The 17,179-nt window shown below is 69.0% G+C and carries 16 protein-coding genes; 4 read left to right on the top strand and 12 right to left on the bottom strand.

Going from position 1 to position 17,179, the window contains the following annotated elements:
* Nucleotides 1-3 precede the first annotated feature (3 nt).
* Nucleotides 4-795, bottom strand: a complete 792-nt coding sequence (locus DMH03_RS24600) for a molybdenum cofactor biosynthesis F family protein (RefSeq protein WP_125794357.1) — start codon at nt 793-795, stop codon at nt 4-6.
* A 9-nt stretch (nt 796-804) separates the two neighbouring features.
* Nucleotides 805-2,670 carry a primary-amine oxidase gene (locus DMH03_RS24595; protein WP_125794356.1) on the bottom strand — a complete coding sequence of 622 codons (1,866 nt, stop codon included), beginning with the start codon at nt 2,668-2,670 and terminating at the stop codon, nt 805-807.
* A gap of 114 nt (nt 2,671-2,784) precedes the next feature.
* Here DMH03_RS24595 and DMH03_RS24590 point away from each other — a divergent pair, with 114 nt between their 5' ends.
* The gene (locus DMH03_RS24590) at nt 2,785-3,504 is read left to right on the top strand and encodes an SDR family NAD(P)-dependent oxidoreductase (protein WP_125794355.1); all 720 of its coding nucleotides are present in this window, start codon (nt 2,785-2,787) and stop codon (nt 3,502-3,504) included.
* A gap of 14 nt (nt 3,505-3,518) precedes the next feature.
* Nucleotides 3,519-4,316: an SDR family NAD(P)-dependent oxidoreductase gene (locus tag DMH03_RS24585; protein ID WP_125794354.1), complete on the top strand. Its 798-nt coding sequence runs from the start codon at nt 3,519-3,521 to the stop codon at nt 4,314-4,316.
* A gap of 215 nt (nt 4,317-4,531) precedes the next feature.
* Here DMH03_RS24585 and DMH03_RS24580 read toward each other — a convergent pair whose 3' ends face one another.
* The 9 genes from DMH03_RS24580 to DMH03_RS42120 all read right to left on the bottom strand — a co-directional run bounded on the left by DMH03_RS24580 (nt 4,532) and on the right by DMH03_RS42120 (nt 12,870).
* On the bottom strand, nt 4,532-5,227 hold the full coding sequence (locus DMH03_RS24580) for an ABC transporter ATP-binding protein (protein ID WP_125794353.1): 696 nt from the start codon (nt 5,225-5,227) through the stop codon (nt 4,532-4,534).
* Complete coding sequence (locus DMH03_RS24575) at nt 5,224-6,927, bottom strand: ATP-binding cassette domain-containing protein (RefSeq protein WP_125794352.1); 1,704 nt, start codon at nt 6,925-6,927, stop codon at nt 5,224-5,226. The genes DMH03_RS24580 and DMH03_RS24575 overlap by 4 nt, the downstream gene beginning before the upstream one ends.
* Complete coding sequence (locus DMH03_RS24570) at nt 6,914-7,774, bottom strand: branched-chain amino acid ABC transporter permease (RefSeq protein WP_125794351.1); 861 nt, start codon at nt 7,772-7,774, stop codon at nt 6,914-6,916. Before DMH03_RS24570 ends, DMH03_RS24575 begins: the two co-directional genes overlap by 14 nt.
* 9 nt (nt 7,775-7,783) lie before the next feature.
* A complete protein-coding gene (locus DMH03_RS24565) occupies nt 7,784-8,962 on the bottom strand; it encodes an ABC transporter substrate-binding protein (RefSeq protein ID WP_125794350.1) in 1,179 nt (392 codons plus the stop codon).
* Nucleotides 8,959-9,351 carry a nuclear transport factor 2 family protein gene (locus DMH03_RS24560; protein WP_125794349.1) on the bottom strand — a complete coding sequence of 131 codons (393 nt, stop codon included), beginning with the start codon at nt 9,349-9,351 and terminating at the stop codon, nt 8,959-8,961. The genes DMH03_RS24565 and DMH03_RS24560 overlap by 4 nt, the downstream gene beginning before the upstream one ends.
* Nucleotides 9,352-9,360: 9 nt before the next feature.
* Entirely contained in the window at nt 9,361-10,128 is a 768-nt protein-coding gene (locus DMH03_RS24555; protein WP_125794348.1) for a MoaF C-terminal domain-containing protein, read from the bottom strand.
* Nucleotides 10,129-10,168: 40 nt separating this feature from the next.
* Complete coding sequence (locus DMH03_RS24550) at nt 10,169-11,149, bottom strand: helix-turn-helix domain-containing protein (protein WP_233598822.1); 981 nt, start codon at nt 11,147-11,149, stop codon at nt 10,169-10,171.
* 79 nt (nt 11,150-11,228) lie between these two features.
* Nucleotides 11,229-11,711: a hypothetical protein gene (locus DMH03_RS24545; RefSeq protein WP_125794347.1), complete on the bottom strand. Its 483-nt coding sequence runs from the start codon at nt 11,709-11,711 to the stop codon at nt 11,229-11,231.
* Between the two features lie 10 nt (nt 11,712-11,721).
* On the bottom strand, nt 11,722-12,870 hold the full coding sequence (locus DMH03_RS42120) for an abortive phage infection protein (RefSeq protein WP_158633116.1): 1,149 nt from the start codon (nt 12,868-12,870) through the stop codon (nt 11,722-11,724).
* 39 nt (nt 12,871-12,909) lie between these two features.
* Between DMH03_RS42120 and DMH03_RS42115 the strand changes: the two genes are divergently transcribed.
* Complete coding sequence (locus DMH03_RS42115) at nt 12,910-13,539, top strand: TetR/AcrR family transcriptional regulator (protein ID WP_158633115.1); 630 nt, start codon at nt 12,910-12,912, stop codon at nt 13,537-13,539.
* A 343-nt stretch (nt 13,540-13,882) separates the two neighbouring features.
* Here DMH03_RS42115 and DMH03_RS24535 read toward each other — a convergent pair whose 3' ends face one another.
* On the bottom strand, nt 13,883-15,217 hold the full coding sequence (locus DMH03_RS24535) for a cytochrome P450 (RefSeq protein WP_125794345.1): 1,335 nt from the start codon (nt 15,215-15,217) through the stop codon (nt 13,883-13,885).
* A gap of 258 nt (nt 15,218-15,475) precedes the next feature.
* Here DMH03_RS24535 and ilvD point away from each other — a divergent pair, with 258 nt between their 5' ends.
* Nucleotides 15,476-17,155, top strand: a complete 1,680-nt coding sequence (ilvD, locus tag DMH03_RS24525) for a dihydroxy-acid dehydratase (protein ID WP_125794343.1) — start codon at nt 15,476-15,478, stop codon at nt 17,153-17,155.
* Nucleotides 17,156-17,179 lie beyond the last annotated feature (24 nt).

Here is a 17,179-nt window from a genome sequence, read left to right as displayed (position 1 = left end):
GGCTCAGCTCCCGGCGGGGTCGTACGCCTCGGGGTGCACGGTGGTGCTCAACAGCTTGCCGTGCGCGCCGAAGGTGAAGTGGGTGGGCGTGCTCCCGGTGGCGTCCAGTCCGAAAAGGACACCGTGCGAGCGCAGCCGTTTCGCGTCACGGTGGTCGGCGACGGTCACCGACGCGCACGGGATCACCTTCTCCCGCCACGCGAAGACGTAGATACCCGGCCGCAGCTCGTAGACCGAGTTCTCGTCGGTGTCCGCGAGCCCTCGCTCCGGACCGGCCAGGCACTGCCACGTGTACCAGTGCGGGCTGAGGTACACGTGCTCGTAGGCGTGCTCGGTGCTGTACACCCACAGCACCCGGCGCCCGACCAGCGACGTGGTCGGGGCCAGCGACTCCCCGGTCGGCTCGATGCCGCCGATCGTGGCGGCCACGAAGGCCTGCGTGACACGGGGCGAGGTGTCGCCGATCTTGCTCAGCACCAGGAGGGCACGGCCGCGGCGCAGGTCAAGCAGCAGCGTGAACGCCTCGTCCTGCCGTGCCTGCGGGTGGAACTGGACGTAGTACAGGTCGTCGTCGACCAGGAACGTCTCGCAGCGGTCGGTACCCGTGCCGAGGTAGGACCATTCGATCCGGGTGCCGGAGAAGGCCGCGGTGAACGTGCTGCCGTCTTCACAGGCGAGTTCGAACGTGCGGCCGTGCAGGTCGCCGACCGTGGGGGCCTTGTTCGCGTCGAAACCGGGGGCGAGACCGTCCAACGGCAGCCAGGTGGAAGTGTCGGACAAAGTCAGTTCGGGCATCGATGAGTCCTAGTGCTCGTGGGCGGAACAGTGATCGTCGGAGGCGCCGGAAGGCAGGTCCAGGGCCGGGTTTCGGTCCAGGAAGCCGTAGGGACGCAACGAGAAACCGGAGTAGTCGACCGGCATGACCGGCCAGTCCTCCGGACGCGGGATGTGGGTCGGGCCGAACACGTGCCACAGCACGAGATCGGTGTCGACGAGATCGCGGTCGGCGGCGGTCCAGGCGGGGAGACCCGCTCCGCCAGGATGCGCGTTCGGCCGGTCGCCCGCCGGGAACCGTTCGTCCGCGCGGTACGGCGTCGCCCACAGGTGACGGGTGGCGAACGTCGCCCGCTGGTGGACGGTCGACTCCGGCTGTGCCATCAGGGTCGCGGACGGCCTCGGCACGAGCTGGTACGCGGTCGCCGAGCCGAGCCGGTTGGTCCGCTCCGCGCTGCGGATCTCCCAGACGCGTGCCTTGGCCGGATCCGCATGCCGCTGTGCTTCCCGCTCGGTTCGCAGCGGGGTTTCCTTCCAGGTGAAGGCGTTCCCGTACGGGTTCTGATCGCCCATCGGCACCCGCTCGACGTCGACCTCGACGAGCGAGTTGCGTTCGCCGTCGATCGCCACGTCCAGCCGCGCACAGAACAGGTGCTGGTGCACCGGCGCGAACAGGCCGGGCGCGATCTCGTTGGCGTGCGGGTGGTCCGTGCCGGGATGCGCGGCGCCGGCGAACACGATGCCGGTGGCCTTCGCCTCCAGTTCCACGGTGCCGTCGAGGTAGAGGTACCAGAAGAAGCCGTAGTCGTAGTTGCCGATGGTGGAGATGGACGAGATCACCAGCCGCCGCGACCGCCGCACCTCGGCGCGGCCGGCGAGATCCGTGTGCTTCCAGAGGATCCCGTAGTCCTCCTCGTGCATGCAGATCGCCCGCGGGATCTCGACCGGGTGGCCGTGGTCGTCGGCGACGAACGCGGGGAAGTAGTGGATGACGCCGAGACAGTCGCAGCCCAGCCGCAGGTCGTTGCCGTTCTTGCCGAGCAGGTACTCGCCCGCGTCGAAGTAGCTGATCCAGAACCGGCCGGGCGCGGTGTCGCCGTAGGGCACCACCATCTCCGGCACCGAGGCCCGGTGGAGCACCGAGCGGTTCTGGAACGAGATCTGGTGCAGGGTCAGACCCTCGCGGGCGTTGAAGCCGACCCGGAGCTTCCAGCCCTCCCAGGTGACCTCGTTGCCGTCGACGGTGAAGCTCGGACCCTCCGGCTGGGTGATCTCGATCGGCTTGAGGGTGGCGCGGGCCGGGACACCGTCGTAGCGGCCGTGCTCCGGCGGGACGGGCACGTCGCCTTCGTCCTCCACCCGGATGACGCGCTGCCCGGTCAGGTCGATGTGCACGATCAAGCCTTCGACCGGATGTGCCCAGGGGCTGTCGGATTCGTCGTCACGCAGGAACGTCAGCGAGCGGATGACCCGGCCGGTCTCGTCGGGCCTGCCGAAGAATCCGGGCGCCAGGGGAGCGCAGAAGGCTTGCCCGATCCGGTCACCGAGACCGCGCCGCTCCATCGCGGCCTGCCATTCCGGCGACGCCTTGGTGATCGACGCGGCGAGGTCGTACTCCTCGAAGAGGTACGCGGGCTGGCCTTCGCCGCAGTCCTCAGTGGAGACCACTTCGCGTTTCGACAGCGAAACGACCACGTCGCGCGCTTGGCCGGTCGCGGTGTCCAGCAGCGTGTACTGGACGCGGCGGTCGGGGGCGGCGTCGCCCTTCTCCGGCTCCACAGGCAGCACGGCCGGGAATCGCGTGGTCTCGGTGAGCAGGCCCTCGCCGGCCAGGATCGCGCGGCCAGCGGTGAGTTCGTCGGCGGTCAGCGGGTCGAGCGGATGCGGCCTGGTCATGCTTCGCAGTCTTGCCGGTCCGTCCCCGGCTGAAAAGGCCGCCGTGCGGCCGCGGACAAGAAGGGTGCACTGATGGCCAACCCCCGTTCGTGGCCAGGACCGGAGGATGGCGCCATGCGACTGGATCTCGCGGGCAAGGCCGTGCTGGTGACCGGCGCGGCGTCCGGTATCGGCCTTGCCTGCGTCGACGCCTTCCTCGCCGAGGGGGCGCGGGTCGGCGCCGTCGACCGGGCACCCGTGCCGACACTCGCCGACGGTCTCCTGGCGGTCGAGGCCGACGTGACCGACGAGCCGTCGGTGGCCGCCGCTGTCGGCGCCGTGGCCGACCGGTTCGGCGGACTCGACGTCGTGGTCGGCTGCGCAGGGATCTCCGGACCGGTGGGGACACCGGTCACCGAAACCTCGGCGGCGGACTTCGCCGCCCTCATGGCGGTCAACGTCACCGGCCAGTTCCTGCTGGTCAAACACGCCGCGCCGTGGCTCACCGCTTCGGGTGGCTCGGTGGTCCTGCTGGCCAGCGACTCGGCGTTCACCAGCGCGCCCGGCATGGTGCCGTACTGCGCTTCGAAGGGGGCCGTGGTCGCGATGACCAGGGCACTCGCGGTCGATCTTCCCGGCGTCCGGGTGAACTGCGTCTGTCCCTCGGTGGTCGACACCCCGATGGCGCGCGGCGATCTCGGCGATGTCCTCGACGATCCCGCGTTCCCGGTGCAGGCTCCTGAAGAGGTCGCCTGGCAAGTGCTCCATCTCGCGTCCGCGCGCTCGCGGGCGGTCAACGGCCAGGCCGTGCTCGCCGACTTCGGCGTCTCGGCCCGTTCCGGTTTTCCCGCTTAGAAAGGACTCCGCAAGTGAAGAAGGTTGTCGCGATCACGGGTGGCGGTACCGGTATCGGTGCCGCGGTGGCCCGCCGGTACGCCGACGAGGGTGCCCAGGTGGTGGTGCTGGGACGACGGCGCGAGCCGCTGGAGAAGGTGGCCGCCGAAACCGGCGCGCGCGTCATCGCGTGTGACGCCAGCGATCGCGAAGCCGCCGAGAACGCCGCGGCGGAGATCGTCGGCGAGTTCGGCAGGCTGGACGTCGTGGTGGCCAACGCCGGCGGGCACGGCCTGTCTTCGGTGACCGACACCGGCGACGAGGAATGGGAACTGGCCCTGCGCTCGAACCTCTCCAGCGCGTTCGTGTTCTGCCGGGCCACCCTGCCGTCACTGGTGGAAACCGGTGGTCAGGTGGTCATCGTGTCCTCGCTGGCCGGGCTGTTCGCCGGGCCCAACGTCGCCGGCTACACCGTCGCCAAGCACGCGCTGATCGGCCTGACACGCTCGATCGCCCGCGACTACGGGCCGAAGGGCGTCCGCGCGAACGCGGTCTGCCCCGGCTGGGTGCGGACCCCGATGGCGGACGGCGAAATGGACCAGTTCGCCGAGGCCGCGGGCTTCGACGGCGGTCACGCCGAGGGTTACCGGCGGGTCACCGCCGAGGTCCCGCTGCGCCGCCCCGCCGAACCCGAGGAGATCGCGTCGATCGTGCGGTTCCTGGGGTCTTCGGAGTCGTCGTACATCACCGGTGCGGTGATCGTGGCCGACGGCGGCGCGCACGCCGTCGATCTGCCGACTTTGGCCTTCGAACGGGCGGGCATGGGTTCTTAGCGTCGCGTGCGATGCCGGCTCGCGCCGCGGCCTGATGCCCCCAATGTGGCATTGGGGACGCTGACCGTCCCCGATGCCACATTGGGGGCAGGCTCGGCTTTCAACTCCCTAAGCCCTCAATGAGTAGTTGTTGCGCGTGAAGGCCCCCTTCCCTCGGCTCAGCCGAGGGAAGGGGGCCTTCACGCGCTTCAGGATTTCGTTGGAGACCCGACCGGTCAGGATTCGCCGAGGTAGGCCGAGTGCAGGGTGCCGGGGGAGTCCAGCAGGCCCTGCGCGGAACCCGCATAGGTGACGCGCCCCGAAGACACCACCAGCGCGTCGCTCGCCACCCCGAGGGCCAGATGCGTGAACTGCTCGACGAGCAGGATCGCCGCGCCCTCCTCGGCGAAGCGGGTCACCATCGGCAGCAGCCGCGTGAACACCACCGGCGCGAGTCCCAGTGACATCTCGTCGATCAGCAGGAACGACGGCCGCGCGGCGAAAGCGCGGGCCAGCACCACCATCTGCTGTTCACCACCGCTGAGCAGCGCCGCCGGTGAGTCGCGGCGTTTTTCCAGCTCGGGGAACAGTTCGAACAGTTCGTCGGCCCGCGTGCGGGTGCGCGCGGTCAGCATCAGGTTCTCCAGCACGGTCAGGCCGCCGAACACCGCGCGGCCCTGTTCGATATGTGCCAGACCCCGCCGCGCGCGGGAGACGCGCGACTGCTTCGTGATCTCGTCCGGTCCGATGTGGACAGTACCTGCCGAGGCGGGCACCACGCCCGAGACGGCCTCCAGCAGGCTGGTCTTCCCGGCGCCGTTGGGGCCGACGAGCGCGGTGATCCGGCCCGGTTCCAAGGTCAGGTCGACGCCGGAGATCACCGGCCCGGCACCGCGGGTGACCGTCAGCCCCGCTATCCGCAAAGCGTTCACAACAGCTCCGTTTCACCCATGTACGCCTTGAGCACGGCCGGATCCGCGAGCACTTCGGCCTGCGGGCCGGAGGCAAGGACACGGCCGAAGTCGAGGACGGTGATCGTGTCGCAGACCGAACGCACCAGGTCGAGGTCGTGCTCGATCAGCAGCACCGACACCCCGAACCGGGCGGGAACCTGCCTCAGCCGTTCCCCGAACGCGACGTGTTCCTCGTGCGGAAGTCCCGCGGCCGGCTCGTCGAGGAGCAGGACACGCGGCCGCGCCAGCAGATGCCCGACGACCTCGACCAGCCTGCGCGCACCGACGTCCACTTGCGACAGTGGAGTGCGGGCGGAGGGGCAGCCGAAGAAGTCCAGCGCCTCGCCGATCTCATCGGCGGTGAGCCGTCGCCTGGCCAGGAACTTGAGGTACGCCCCGACCGTCAGGCCCGGCGGGACGCGGTCCTGCTGGAACGTCCGGCGCAATCCGGCGCGGGCCCGGTTCGACGGCGACCCGGTCAGTGGGTCGCCGCCGAGTTCGACCTGGCCTTCGGCGTTCGGGAGGAAGCCGCTGATCGCGTCGACCAGCGTCGACTTGCCCGCGCCGTTCGGCCCGATCACGCCGAGCACCCCGTGTTCCGGCACCGATATGTCCACTGAGGACAGAGCGGCGACGTGCCCGAAGTTCACGCTCAGGCCGCGCACGGTGAGCACCGGCGGGCCAGGCGCCTTGGACTCGATGTCCGCGGTCCCGGCGGCGAGGTCGAGTTTCGCCGGTTCCTTCTTGGCCCGCCGGTACCAGACGTTCCGCACCGTGGTGCCGAGGTTCCCGCCACTGGCCAGCGCCTGGACGCCGAGTACGCCGAACACCACGAAACCCCAGTCCTGCGGGATTCCCCAGCGCTTCAGCAGTTCGGGAACGCCGACCCACAGCACCGCGCCGAACACGGCCATGTCGATCAGATGCGCGCCCGACATGATCGCCAGCACGTACAGCGCCAGCGACTGGATCGCGGTGAAACTCGCCGGGAAGGCGAGCCCGACCTGTCCGGTGAGCAGGCCGCCGCTGATCCCGCCGAGGGTGGCGCTCACCGCGAACGCGGTCAGTTTCGACGTCCGCACGCTCGTCCCGGCGGCGGCCGTGCCGCGTTCGGAGAACGCCACCGCCTGCCAGGCGCTGCCCCAGCGCCCGCGGCGCAGGAAGTAGACGGCCAGGCAGCACAGCACCAGCACCACGATGGCGAGCTGGAAGTAGGACCGGTCGTCGGAGAAGGCGTCGGGCCGTTCGACCGATATCCCTCCGGCGACACCGGGGAACTGGAGTTGCACCAGCGCGAGATCGGCCGCGGCGGCGAGCCCCAGCGTGACGACGGCGAGGTTGATCCCGCGCAGCCGCAACGCCGGGAGCCCGACGAGTACCCCGACCAGCCCGGCGGCGAGACCGCCGAGCAGCAGCCAGGTGAGGAAACCGCCAGGGGCCTCCGCCTTGTTCAGCGCGGACACCGTCCAGGCGCCGACCGCACCGAAGGTCAGCTGGCACAGGGAGATCATGCCGGCGCTCCCGGTGACCACGCCCAGCCCGAGCAGCGAGATCCCGGCGACGACGGCGCTCATGCCGAGGTAGACGAAATATCCGTCGAGCCCGACGCTCAGGCCGTAGCCCGCCGCGATCGCCACCAACGCGACGACGAACGGCATCCCTCGTTCAGCGAGCCGCATCCCACACCTCCTTGCGCTGCGACCAGAGCAGCAGCGCGACGATCACTGCGAACGGCAGGAAGTACCGCACCACCGAAAGGCCGTCGACCTGCGCGGCGGCACCCTGGATCAGGCCTAACCCCAGCCCGCCCGCGACGGCGAAGTCGAGGCGGCGGAATCCGCCGAGCAGGGCCGCCGCGGCCGCGGGGACCACCAGCATCGCCAGCGAAGTCGCGTCGTTGGACTGCGACGGCGCCACGATCGAGATGACCAGCGTGCTGACCACCCCGGTGACCGCCCAGACCGCGACGCTGAGCCGTTTCGCCGGGATGCCCAGCAGTTCCGCCGTCGTCGGACGTTCCGAAAGCGCCCTGAGCTGGACTCCCGCCGAGGTCCGGCTCAGCACGATCCGGCTGGCCACCGCCACCAGCACCGCCAGTGCGACGGTGACCACGGTGACCTGGCTGATCACCACGCCGCCCACGGTGACCGCCGGTCCGTCGAGAATCGGGTGGAACGGCTGCGGTTTGTTGCCGAACAGGATGAACGACAACGAGATCAGCAGGAGCAGCACCGCCACGGTGACCGCCGAGCGGGTGCCGGTGTCCGCCTCGGCGAGCCAGGTGGACACGATCCAGCCGAGCAGCGCGCTGAGCAGCCCGCCGAGCAGGATCCCCGTGACCGTGGCGAGCCACGTCGGCAGTCCCGCGTGGACGGACAGGAACACCGCCACGTAACAGCCGAACATCCCGGTGGCGGACTGGGCGAAGTTCACCACCCGCACCAGGCGCGACATCAGCGTCAGGCAGACCGCCAGCACCGCGTACAGCCCGCCGGCGGCCAAGCCGGCCAGCGCTCCCTGCAGCATCGAGTCCTCCTACTTCTTGGGAATCCGCAGCCAGTCGTCGGCGACGAGCTCCCATTTGTTGGTGCCGGAGGCGAGCTTGATCGGCCAGCCCGCGGTGTTGTCGTGGTGGGTCTGGCCGGGTCCGAAGACGTACGGCGTGCCGACCATGGGATCGGTGATCGGCTTCATCTCGCGCAGCGCCTTGGTCACCGACTCACGCGTGATGTCCCCGCTGATCCCCTTGACGACGTCGAGGAAGTACTTCGCCGCCAGGTATCCGCCCTGGCTGAACGAGGTCAGCGGGATGTTGTTCTTGGTCATCAGCTCGCGCCAGTCCTTGTTCTGCGGGCTGGCCGAGTCGGTGAACGGGTAGAACTCGGCGGGCACGTACACCCCGGCGCCGGCGTTGGTGATGGCCTTGGCGTAGTTCTCGCTGTAGACACTGGTCAGCAGCAGCCACGTGACGTCGTTCCAGCCCTGCGCGGCGGCGGCCTTGAGCTGCCCGATGGAGTCCGGCTCGACCGGGTTCACCGTGATCGCCTTGCAGCCGGCGTTGCGGGCCTTGACGATGTAGGAGGTGTAGTCGGAACCGCCGTAGGGCACCGTGGCGTCGAGGTACTTGAGCTTCTTGCCGGTGATGGCCGACCACTCGTCGATGGCCGCCTGGTATGACGGCAGCGTGTTGCCCGCGATCTCCAGCAGCGCGCAGATGTCGTTCAGCTTCAGCGTTTCCGAGCCGTAGAGCAGGGTCAGCGTCATGTCGTGGTACGGGCCGACGTTGACCGGGGCGATGTTGGGGCTGGTGAAGCATGCCGGGTCCACGCCGATGCCCTGCATGGACAGGATTTTCTGCTGCTCGTAGTACTTGTTGTTGATCTCGCACTCGATGAGGCTGGACGAGCCGACGAGCGCCACCGCTTCGTCGCGGCCGACGACCTCGCGGGCCGCGGCGGCCGCGGCCGCCGGGTCGCCCTTGTCGTCGAGAGCCTTGTACTCGATCTGTCTGCCGTTCACACCGCCGCTCGCGTTGGCCGCGTCGAAGACCGCCTTCGCGGCCTGGGATGCCTCGGGGAAGGTGGCCGCGCCGCTCAGCGCGTTGACCGAACCGACCACGATCGGGCCGCTCGAACCGCTTTCGGCCCCGGCACAGCCGGCCGTGGCCAGCAGGACGACGGCGGCGAGGGCGACCAGTCGCCGTGCGGGTTTCACCGGTTCCCCATGGCGTTCACGACGGGCACCGAGTCGACGATCTGCTCGAACGAGACCACCTTGCCGCCGTCGAACCGCCACACGTGCGCGACCCGGGCGGTGAACGAGCGACCGGTCTCGCGGTGCTTTCCCTGGTAGGTCCCGAGGCCGATCACCGTGTCACCGGCGTCGAGCAGGTCGCCGAGGGTGAAGGTGTAGCCGTCCCAGTCTTTCGCGATCGCGCCGAAGACGTTGTCCCGGACCTCCTCCGGGCCGGTGTAGGTGCCGGCGTAAGGGAAACCGGCCGCCTCCGTCCAGGTGGTGTCGGGACCGAGCGGGGCCAGCATGCCCGCCAGATCGCCCCGGTCGCTCGCGGCGTAATGCGCGGCGATGATGTCTGAATTGGACACTGAGGCTCCTTAAACCGGTTGCGCGTCGGGATAGGCGACGGCGCCGAGTGGGTAGATGTGCCCGCCCCCGCGGGAGTGTTCCGACCGGCCGTCGCCGGTCAGGCCGAGGAAGACGCCGGTGGTCTTCAGCGCGTAGCCGAGGTCGTGCAGCCACACACTGGCCACGGCGATGCGGAATTCGCGGAAGCAGAACAGGTAGAGCCCGTCCTGGAACTTCCACACCGTCGACAGGTCCATGTCCCCGTGGCCGCGCTGCACACCTTCGAGGCATTGCCAGGCATAGCGTTGTGAAGACACGTACACGTGCTCGTAAAGGTGTTCCGGGCTGTAGCGGTAGATGTTGCGCTTGCCGATCAGGTCGCGCGACGGGCCCGGTACCTCACCGGTCGGCGTGCCCGCGTCGGTCGTGCCGGACCAGAACGTCTGGGAGACACGGGGAACGCCTTCGACGTCCTCGGCGCCGATGACCGAGCGCACGGCGAGCGCGCGATGCGTCGTCGTGGAAAAGACGACGGTGAGCGCTTCACCTTCCACGCTGGTGTGGGGGAGATTGACGAAGAAAACGTCTTCCCGGACGGCGACCGCGTCGTACGGATCCTTGATGCCGTTGCAGGAGACGGTTTCGGCGTCCTCGAACCACAGCGCGAGCGTCGTTCCGTCGTCGAGGGTGACGGTGAGCTCGCGTCCCGACAGGTCCGCGTTCGGCAGGCGGTAGGTGGCTATTCCGGCGGCGAACTCGTCATAGGTGCGCCACTGTTCCTCTGATGCTTCGGGCATGCGGTCATCGTCGAGGTGACCGCACCGGAAGGGCCAGCTGTCACGCGCTGGGTGGCAACAACCGATCGCTCACGGTCAAGCCGCGGCGCAGTTCGCTCGGCGAGCAGCCGAATTCCGTCTTGAACACCCGGCTGAAATGCGGCGCGTCGACGAAACCCCACTTCGCCGCGATGGCCGCGACGGGTCGCGAAGTGTGCACGGGGTCCAGCAATTCGCGGCGGCAGTGTTCGAGGCGACGGGTGCGGATCCAGCTCGAAACGGTCGTGCCCTGTTCGTGGAAGAGGCCGTGCAGATGCCGGGTGGAGATGTAGTGCTCGGCGGCGATCTGGGCAGGGCCGAGGTCGGTGGAGGAGAGGTTCGTGTCGATGTAGGCGAGCACGCGGCGCATCAGTTCGTGGTGCGGCCCGGCGGTCGAGCGGGCGAGGTCGAGTTCGCTGGCGAACAGCGTGGCGAGCAGATCGACCGCCGTATGCGCGAGCCGGACGCCCGCCGGCCCGCCGAGCTGGTCGAGGTTGCTGCCGAGTTGCGCGAGGAAGGGCACGACCACGTTGCCCATGCCCCGTTTTCCCGACATCGGCACCGCGGTCAGCTGGCCGACCAGATCGCGAGGGAGATCGATGAGCCGCTGCGGGAACATCACCACGAGCGTGCGGAAATCCTCTTCGAACGCCAGGGTGTACGGCCGGTGCGTGTCGTACAACGCCACGTCACCGGGGCGCAGCATCGCCTCGCGGTTGTCCTGCACCAGCAGCCCGGTCCCGGACAGGATCAGGCTCAGCTTGTAGTAATGCCGGTCGGCCCTGGCGATGAGCTCCGGCGTCCGCTCGACCACGTGCGCCGACGCGGTCACCTCGGTGAGCTGGACGTCGTCGGCGCCGCAGGAGCGGATGCGGCCGCGGAAATGGTCGCGGTGCTCGCTCGTCACGTGCAGCGGCACGAAGGATTGCGACACCACCGTGCGGAAATCGGTGAAATCTCGCGCGACCGTGGTGGTCGTCGGGTCGGCGGTGGCGGTGGTCACGAGGTCACCTCGCAGCATCGGGGGGTGAATTTCATATACGATAAGCGATACGATGCTGCCGGGCAATGACCTCGCGAGGTCAGTCGGCGAGGCGGAACAGGAGGGTCCTCGGGTCGACGTCGACGGGTACCACCGTGCCCGTTTCGTAGCGGCCGACGTCCTCGGTGAGCACTCGCGCACTGAACGGAGTCACGCCGGGACCGGTGACCACGAGGTCGACGTCGTCGGCGGGAGTGCTCACCTCGCCGACCCAGATCCGCTTGCTGGAAACGACTTCGGCGTTCGCGCGGACGCCTTTCCGGTCGAGCCCGCGGTGGACCTCACGGGCTTTGGCGTTCTGCCAGAGGTGCGAGGTGACGGTGCCCAGCCCGCCGATCGTGAACACCAGGCCCATGGCGATGACCACCAGGCGGTCGTCGTCCTCGGGTTCGAAGTGAGTGCTGATCCAGAGCAGCCCCGGGCCGATCAGCACCAGCACGGTCATGAAGAACCCCAGCAGGCACCCGATAACGGTGAGGACGGGCAGTTCCGGCGCTTCCTTGCCTCGGCGGTCCGTCTTCACCGGCGTGAGGTTACTGGCCGGCTTCCGTCGCCGGTCCGGTAAAAATGCCCGCTTGCCCGCGGTTGTGCCGGGCGAGCGCGTCGAACGACCGCTTGCGCTCGAACCGGTACGGCGCCCCCTCGTCGTGGTGCCGTTCACGCAGTGTCTTCACGAGGGCGTACGACGCCAGGTCGTAGTCGTACTCCGGCCGGGACGGATGATGCGGCAGGTTCGGCGCGATGAAGGTGTAGACGTGTGCGCTCTGGAGGCCTGCCGCGTCGAACACGCGCAAGAGCCGGGCGAGGTGGTCGGCCTGCTCGCCTTCGTTCCGTACATGGCCCGGCTTGATCCTGGGCGGGACCTGTTCGTAATCGACGATGTCCCAGCCCATCGCGCCCGCCTGTGCGGCACCGGTGAAAGTGCACGAGCCGAACTCCAGCACTATCACCGGTTTGTTCCATCGCCGATACTGAGCCAGGTCCTTTGTGTACTCGGCATCGGTCGCGAAGTACGGGTAATAGTCGATTCCGACGATGTCGAAGAGGTTCCAGTCGACCGGTTCCATCCCGCCGATCGCGGCGTAGGTGATCCGGCCCCGGAAGTTCCGGCGCGCGACGTCGGCCGCCCGCGCGAGGAAATCGGCCAGCCGGTCCATGATCTTCGGCCATTCCTCCGGCGGGATGGTGGCCACGTTCGCGATCCGCTCCTGGAAGGTCGCGCCCGGCACGATCCCCGGGGTGAAGAGGAAGTGCTCGCATCCGGCGACGAACTTGACGTCGTCGCCGTGGCGAAGGCGCTCGGCCCGCCGGGCGGATTCGGCCAGATGCTCGAGAACCTGGTCCTGGGGGTGGTCGTAGAGCCGGGGTTGGACGTACACCTCCATTCCTTGTCGCAGAGCGGTGGACGTCGTCTCGGCGAGCCTGCCGATGTCGGTGCCGAACGCGGTGATCGACGGGCAGCGCAGCTCCTCGGCGATCACCCGGATCTCGCGCTCCAGCCGCCCCCTGCTCCAGTGCATCCGGCTCAGCGGCTCGCCCGCGGCGTGCAGGACTCCGGTGTCATAGGCGACCCCGCCCCGCAGCCGTCGAGGCCTGCCCGCCGCCTCGGCCATGCCCCCGCCGAGACCCGTGAGTGCCACCGCTCCCGCGACGGATTTCAAGAACGTCTTGCGACTGATCATGACTTTCCCCTCGCTAGTTGCTCAACTAGGCTACTGTTCATGCAACCAGAAAATGAGCCGGGCGACCAGGGGCGGCGCTCGTTCATCGAGGAGGCGCGGCGCGCGCAGATCGTCTCGGCGACCATCGAGACCATCGCCGAGATCGGATACGCGAAGGCGTCGTTCGTGCAGATCGCGCGGCGGGCGGGAATCAGCCCGGGGCTGATCACGTATCACTTCGCCAAACGCGAAGAGCTGATGAAGCAGGTCATGCTGACCGTGCACACCTCGATGGACCGGGCGCTGAGCGCGCGGGCCGAGGGCGCCGAGAGCTATGCCGGGGCGCTGCGCGCCCTCGTCGAAGGCTTCGTCTTCTACTGCGCCGAGCGACCGAAGGAGATCATCGCGATCGGCCAGATCGCTTCGGCGTCAAGGGATGCCGAGGCCGCCCGGAACTGGTTCGAAGCGCAGAACGCGAAGACGCTGGCCGAACTGGAGGACATGTTCCGGGAAGGGCAGCGGCTGGGGGAGCTGCGGCGGTTCTCGCCGCGGGTGATGGCCGTATCGGTGATCGCCGCGATGGAGGCTGTCCCAGCCGAGCTGATGACGCGGCCGGAAACCGAGGTGGCGGCCTACGCGCGCGAGCTGGCCGACCTGTTCGAACACGCCATGAGCGCGTTCGGCCGGTGAGGTGACCCTCCCTCTCGTGAGTGGTGAGGACAGTTAGGGCCAAGGGTGTCTTAGGTACCTACGTGATTCCGGCTGCGGTTGGTGCCAGGCTCGGTCCGTGAAGGCCTCCTTGAGTGACTCTGGGTCCCTCAAGGAGGCCTTCACGGACTCGATAACCGCCCGTTCGCCCCACAGGCACCAGCAGCCACAGCGGCTGCGCGTGAAGGCCCCTTCCCTCGGCTCAGCCGAGGAAACCCGACCTTCACACCTTGCCGAGGTACATGAAGGACCCCTTCCTTGCGCCAGGCGCAAGGAAGGGGTCCTTCATGTACTCAGGAGGGCAAGGACACTGGCGCCGAGTCCGTCACGCGAGCGCGGCGGGGAGCGTCTCGAATCCGCGCAGGATCCGGGTCTGCCGCCGCCGTGCCCCGTCGAGAAGCCGAAGGTCGGGGAAGCGCTCGAAGATCGACCGCAGCCCGATCTCCCCTTCCATCCTCGCCAGCGAGGCGCCGAGACAGTAATGCCGCCCGGCGCCGAACGACACGTGGTCGCGCGCGTTCGCCCGCTCGACGTCGAAGGTGGCCGGGTCGTCGAAGATCTCCGGGTCCCGGTTGGCGCCCGCGAGCACGGTGCTGACGATCGCCCCGCGTGCGACGCGTGTCCCGCCGATCTCGGTGTCGCGCGCGCAGAGCCTGCCGGTGAGCAGGACGGGCGGGTCGTAGCGCAGGATCTCGTCGACGGCGTTGCTCCACAGGTCCGGATCGGCCCGCAGCTTCTCGAGTTCGCCCGGATTCCGGGTGAGCAGGGCGATTCCGTTGCCGAGGAGGTTGACGGTCGTTTCGAAGCCGGCCGCCAGCACCAGTCCCGCGGTGGCCTTGAGTTCCCGTTCGGTCAGGCCCACCCCGTCCTCGCGGGCGGCGATGAGCTTGCTGAGCAGGTTGTCGCCGGGATTCGCCCGCAGCTTCTCCAGATGCAGGGTGAGCCACGAGTCGAACTCGGCCAGGGTCGCTTCCACCGTCCGGAAGGTCCGCCACGGCAGGCCGAGGTCGAGGCTCGGGGCCGCGGCACCACCCAGCGCCAGCACCTTGTCCCGTTCCTCGAGCGGGACCCCGAGGATCTGGCTGATCACGGTGACCGGCAAGAGACCGCAGTACTGCTCGATGAGATCGACGGGGTTCGCCGGGTCGAGACCGTCGAGCAGTTCGTCGGTGATCGCCTGCGTGCGGTGCCGTAGCTGCTCGACGGCGCGGGCGGTGAAGACGCGCGTGACCAGTTTCCGGTAGCGCGTGTGATCGGGCGGTTCGCTCGCGAGCAGCGACGGCGGTTCTATCGGATGGATCAACCCGGACGAAGACCAGGCGACGAGCCGGTTGAGCAGCGGGTTGTCCGGGACGAACCGCACGGTTTTGAACGCGTCGTCGGTCAGGATCTCCTTGCACGCCCAATGTCGGGTGGTCACATGCCCGACCCGGGTGGTGGCGATGGCGCCGTGCGAGCGGATCTCGTCGAACAGTCCGGTCAGGTCCGCTCCGCCGCTCGCCTCGACCGACAGCCTGCCCTGGAGATCGCCCCGGCGTGCCGCGGCCCGCAGCGCGACGCGGGGGAGCGCGTGGCCGATGCTCCAGCGGGTGACCGGTTTGGCGATCTCCTCAGCCCGGCGCCGCAAGGTCCGTGCGGGAGCGGTCTTGAGTGTGAACATCAGGACTCCGTCCGTGCGGGTCCTTCGAAGGTATCGGAACGACGTGTCAGTAGCGAGCCGCTCCGACATCTGCGGACCCTGGAACGGGACGGCCGCGCCTCCGCCCGGACGCTGGTGCGGCTCGCCCGCGACCCGATCACGCGGGTGGCGTTGCACCGGGGAGCGCAGCATCGTGGACCGAACGCGGAGCGGTGAGTTGCGCCGGGCGCGTCCGGTTGGCAGCGTGCCCGGTGTCCCGCCACGAAGAAAGGTGTTCCGATGCCGCAAGACCAGCCGGATTTGAAACCTCGTTCGCGCGATGTGACCGACGGTCTGGAGCGTGCGGCGGCCCGCGGGATGCTCCGCGCGGTCGGGATGGGCGACGACGACTTCGCCAAACCGCAGATCGGGGTGGCGTCCTCGTGGAACGAGATCACCCCGTGCAATCTCTCGCTCGACCGGCTGGCCAAGGCCGTCAAGAACGGTGTGCACGCGGCGGGCGGCTACCCGCTGGAGTTCGGCACGATCTCGGTGTCCGACGGGATCTCCATGGGACACGAGGGAATGCACTTCTCGCTGGTGTCCCGCGAGGTGATCGCCGACTCGGTCGAGACGGTGATGATGGCCGAGCGGCTCGACGGCTCCGTGCTGCTGGCCGGTTGCGACAAATCGCTGCCGGGCATGCTCATGGCCGCGGCCAGGCTCGACCTCGCCTCCGTCTTCCTCTACGCCGGCTCGATCATGCCCGGCCAGGTCGACGGCCGGGACGTCACGATCATCGACGCCTTCGAGGCCGTCGGCGCCTGCCTGGCGGGCAAGATCACCCGCGCCGAAGTGGACAAGATCGAACGCGCGATCTGCCCCGGCGAAGGCGCCTGCGGCGGCATGTACACCGCCAACACGATGGCGTCGGTCGCCGAGGCGCTCGGCATGTCGCTGCCCGGATCGGCCGCCCCGCCCGCCGTCGACCGGCGCCGTGACGGGTTCGCCCACCGGTCCGGGGAGGCCGTCGTCGGGATGCTCCGCCAGGGCATCACCGCGCGGCAGGTCATGACCATGGAGGCGTTCGAGAACGCGATCGCCGTCGTGATGGCGCTGGGTGGTTCCACCAACGCCGTCCTCCACCTGCTCGCGATCGCGCGTGAGGCGGAGGTCGACCTGCGCATCGACGACTTCAACCGCATCGGCGACAAGGTCCCGCACCTCGGCGACCTCAAGCCGTTCGGGAAGTACGTGATGAACGACGTCGACAAGGTCGGCGGCATCCCCGTGGTGATGAAGGCGCTGCTCGACGCCGGGCTCATGCACGGCGACGTGCTCACCGTGACCGGCAAGACCATGGCCGAGAACCTCGAAGGCATCGCGCCAGCCGGGATCGACGGCGAGATCATCCGCCCGCTCGACCGCCCGATCCACAAGACCGGCGGGCTGACCATCCTCAAGGGATCGCTGGCACCCGAAGGCGCTGTCGTGAAGTCGGCGGGCTTCGACGAATCGACGTTCACCGGCACCGCGCGGGTGTTCGACGGCGAACGCGCCGCCCTCGACGCGCTCACCGAAGGCCGGATCGTCGCCGGCGACGTCGTGGTCATCCGGTACGAAGGCCCGAAGGGCGGGCCGGGGATGCGCGAGATGCTCGCCATCACCGGTGCGATCAAGGGCGCCGGGCTCGGGAAGGACGTCCTGCTCATCACCGACGGCCGGTTCAGCGGCGGCACGACCGGCCTCTGCGTCGGCCACATCGCGCCGGAAGCCGTCGACGCCGGGCCGATCGCGTTCGTGCGCGACGGCGACCCGATCACGCTCGACGTCGCGAACCGGACGCTCGAGGTCGAGATCGGCGACATCGAGGCCCGCCGGGAGGGCTGGGCGCCCAAACCTCCGGCGTACACGCGCGGAGTGCTCGGCAAGTACGCCAAGGTCGTCCGCAGTGCGGCGCACGGAGCCGTTTGCGAGTGAGACTCGGCCGGTGCGCGGATGGCG

This window comes from Amycolatopsis sp. WAC 01376, assembly GCF_003947415.1.
Taxonomy (GTDB): Bacteria; Actinomycetota; Actinomycetes; order Mycobacteriales; family Pseudonocardiaceae; genus Amycolatopsis.
This window is presented reverse-complemented; position numbering and strand designations above follow the sequence as displayed.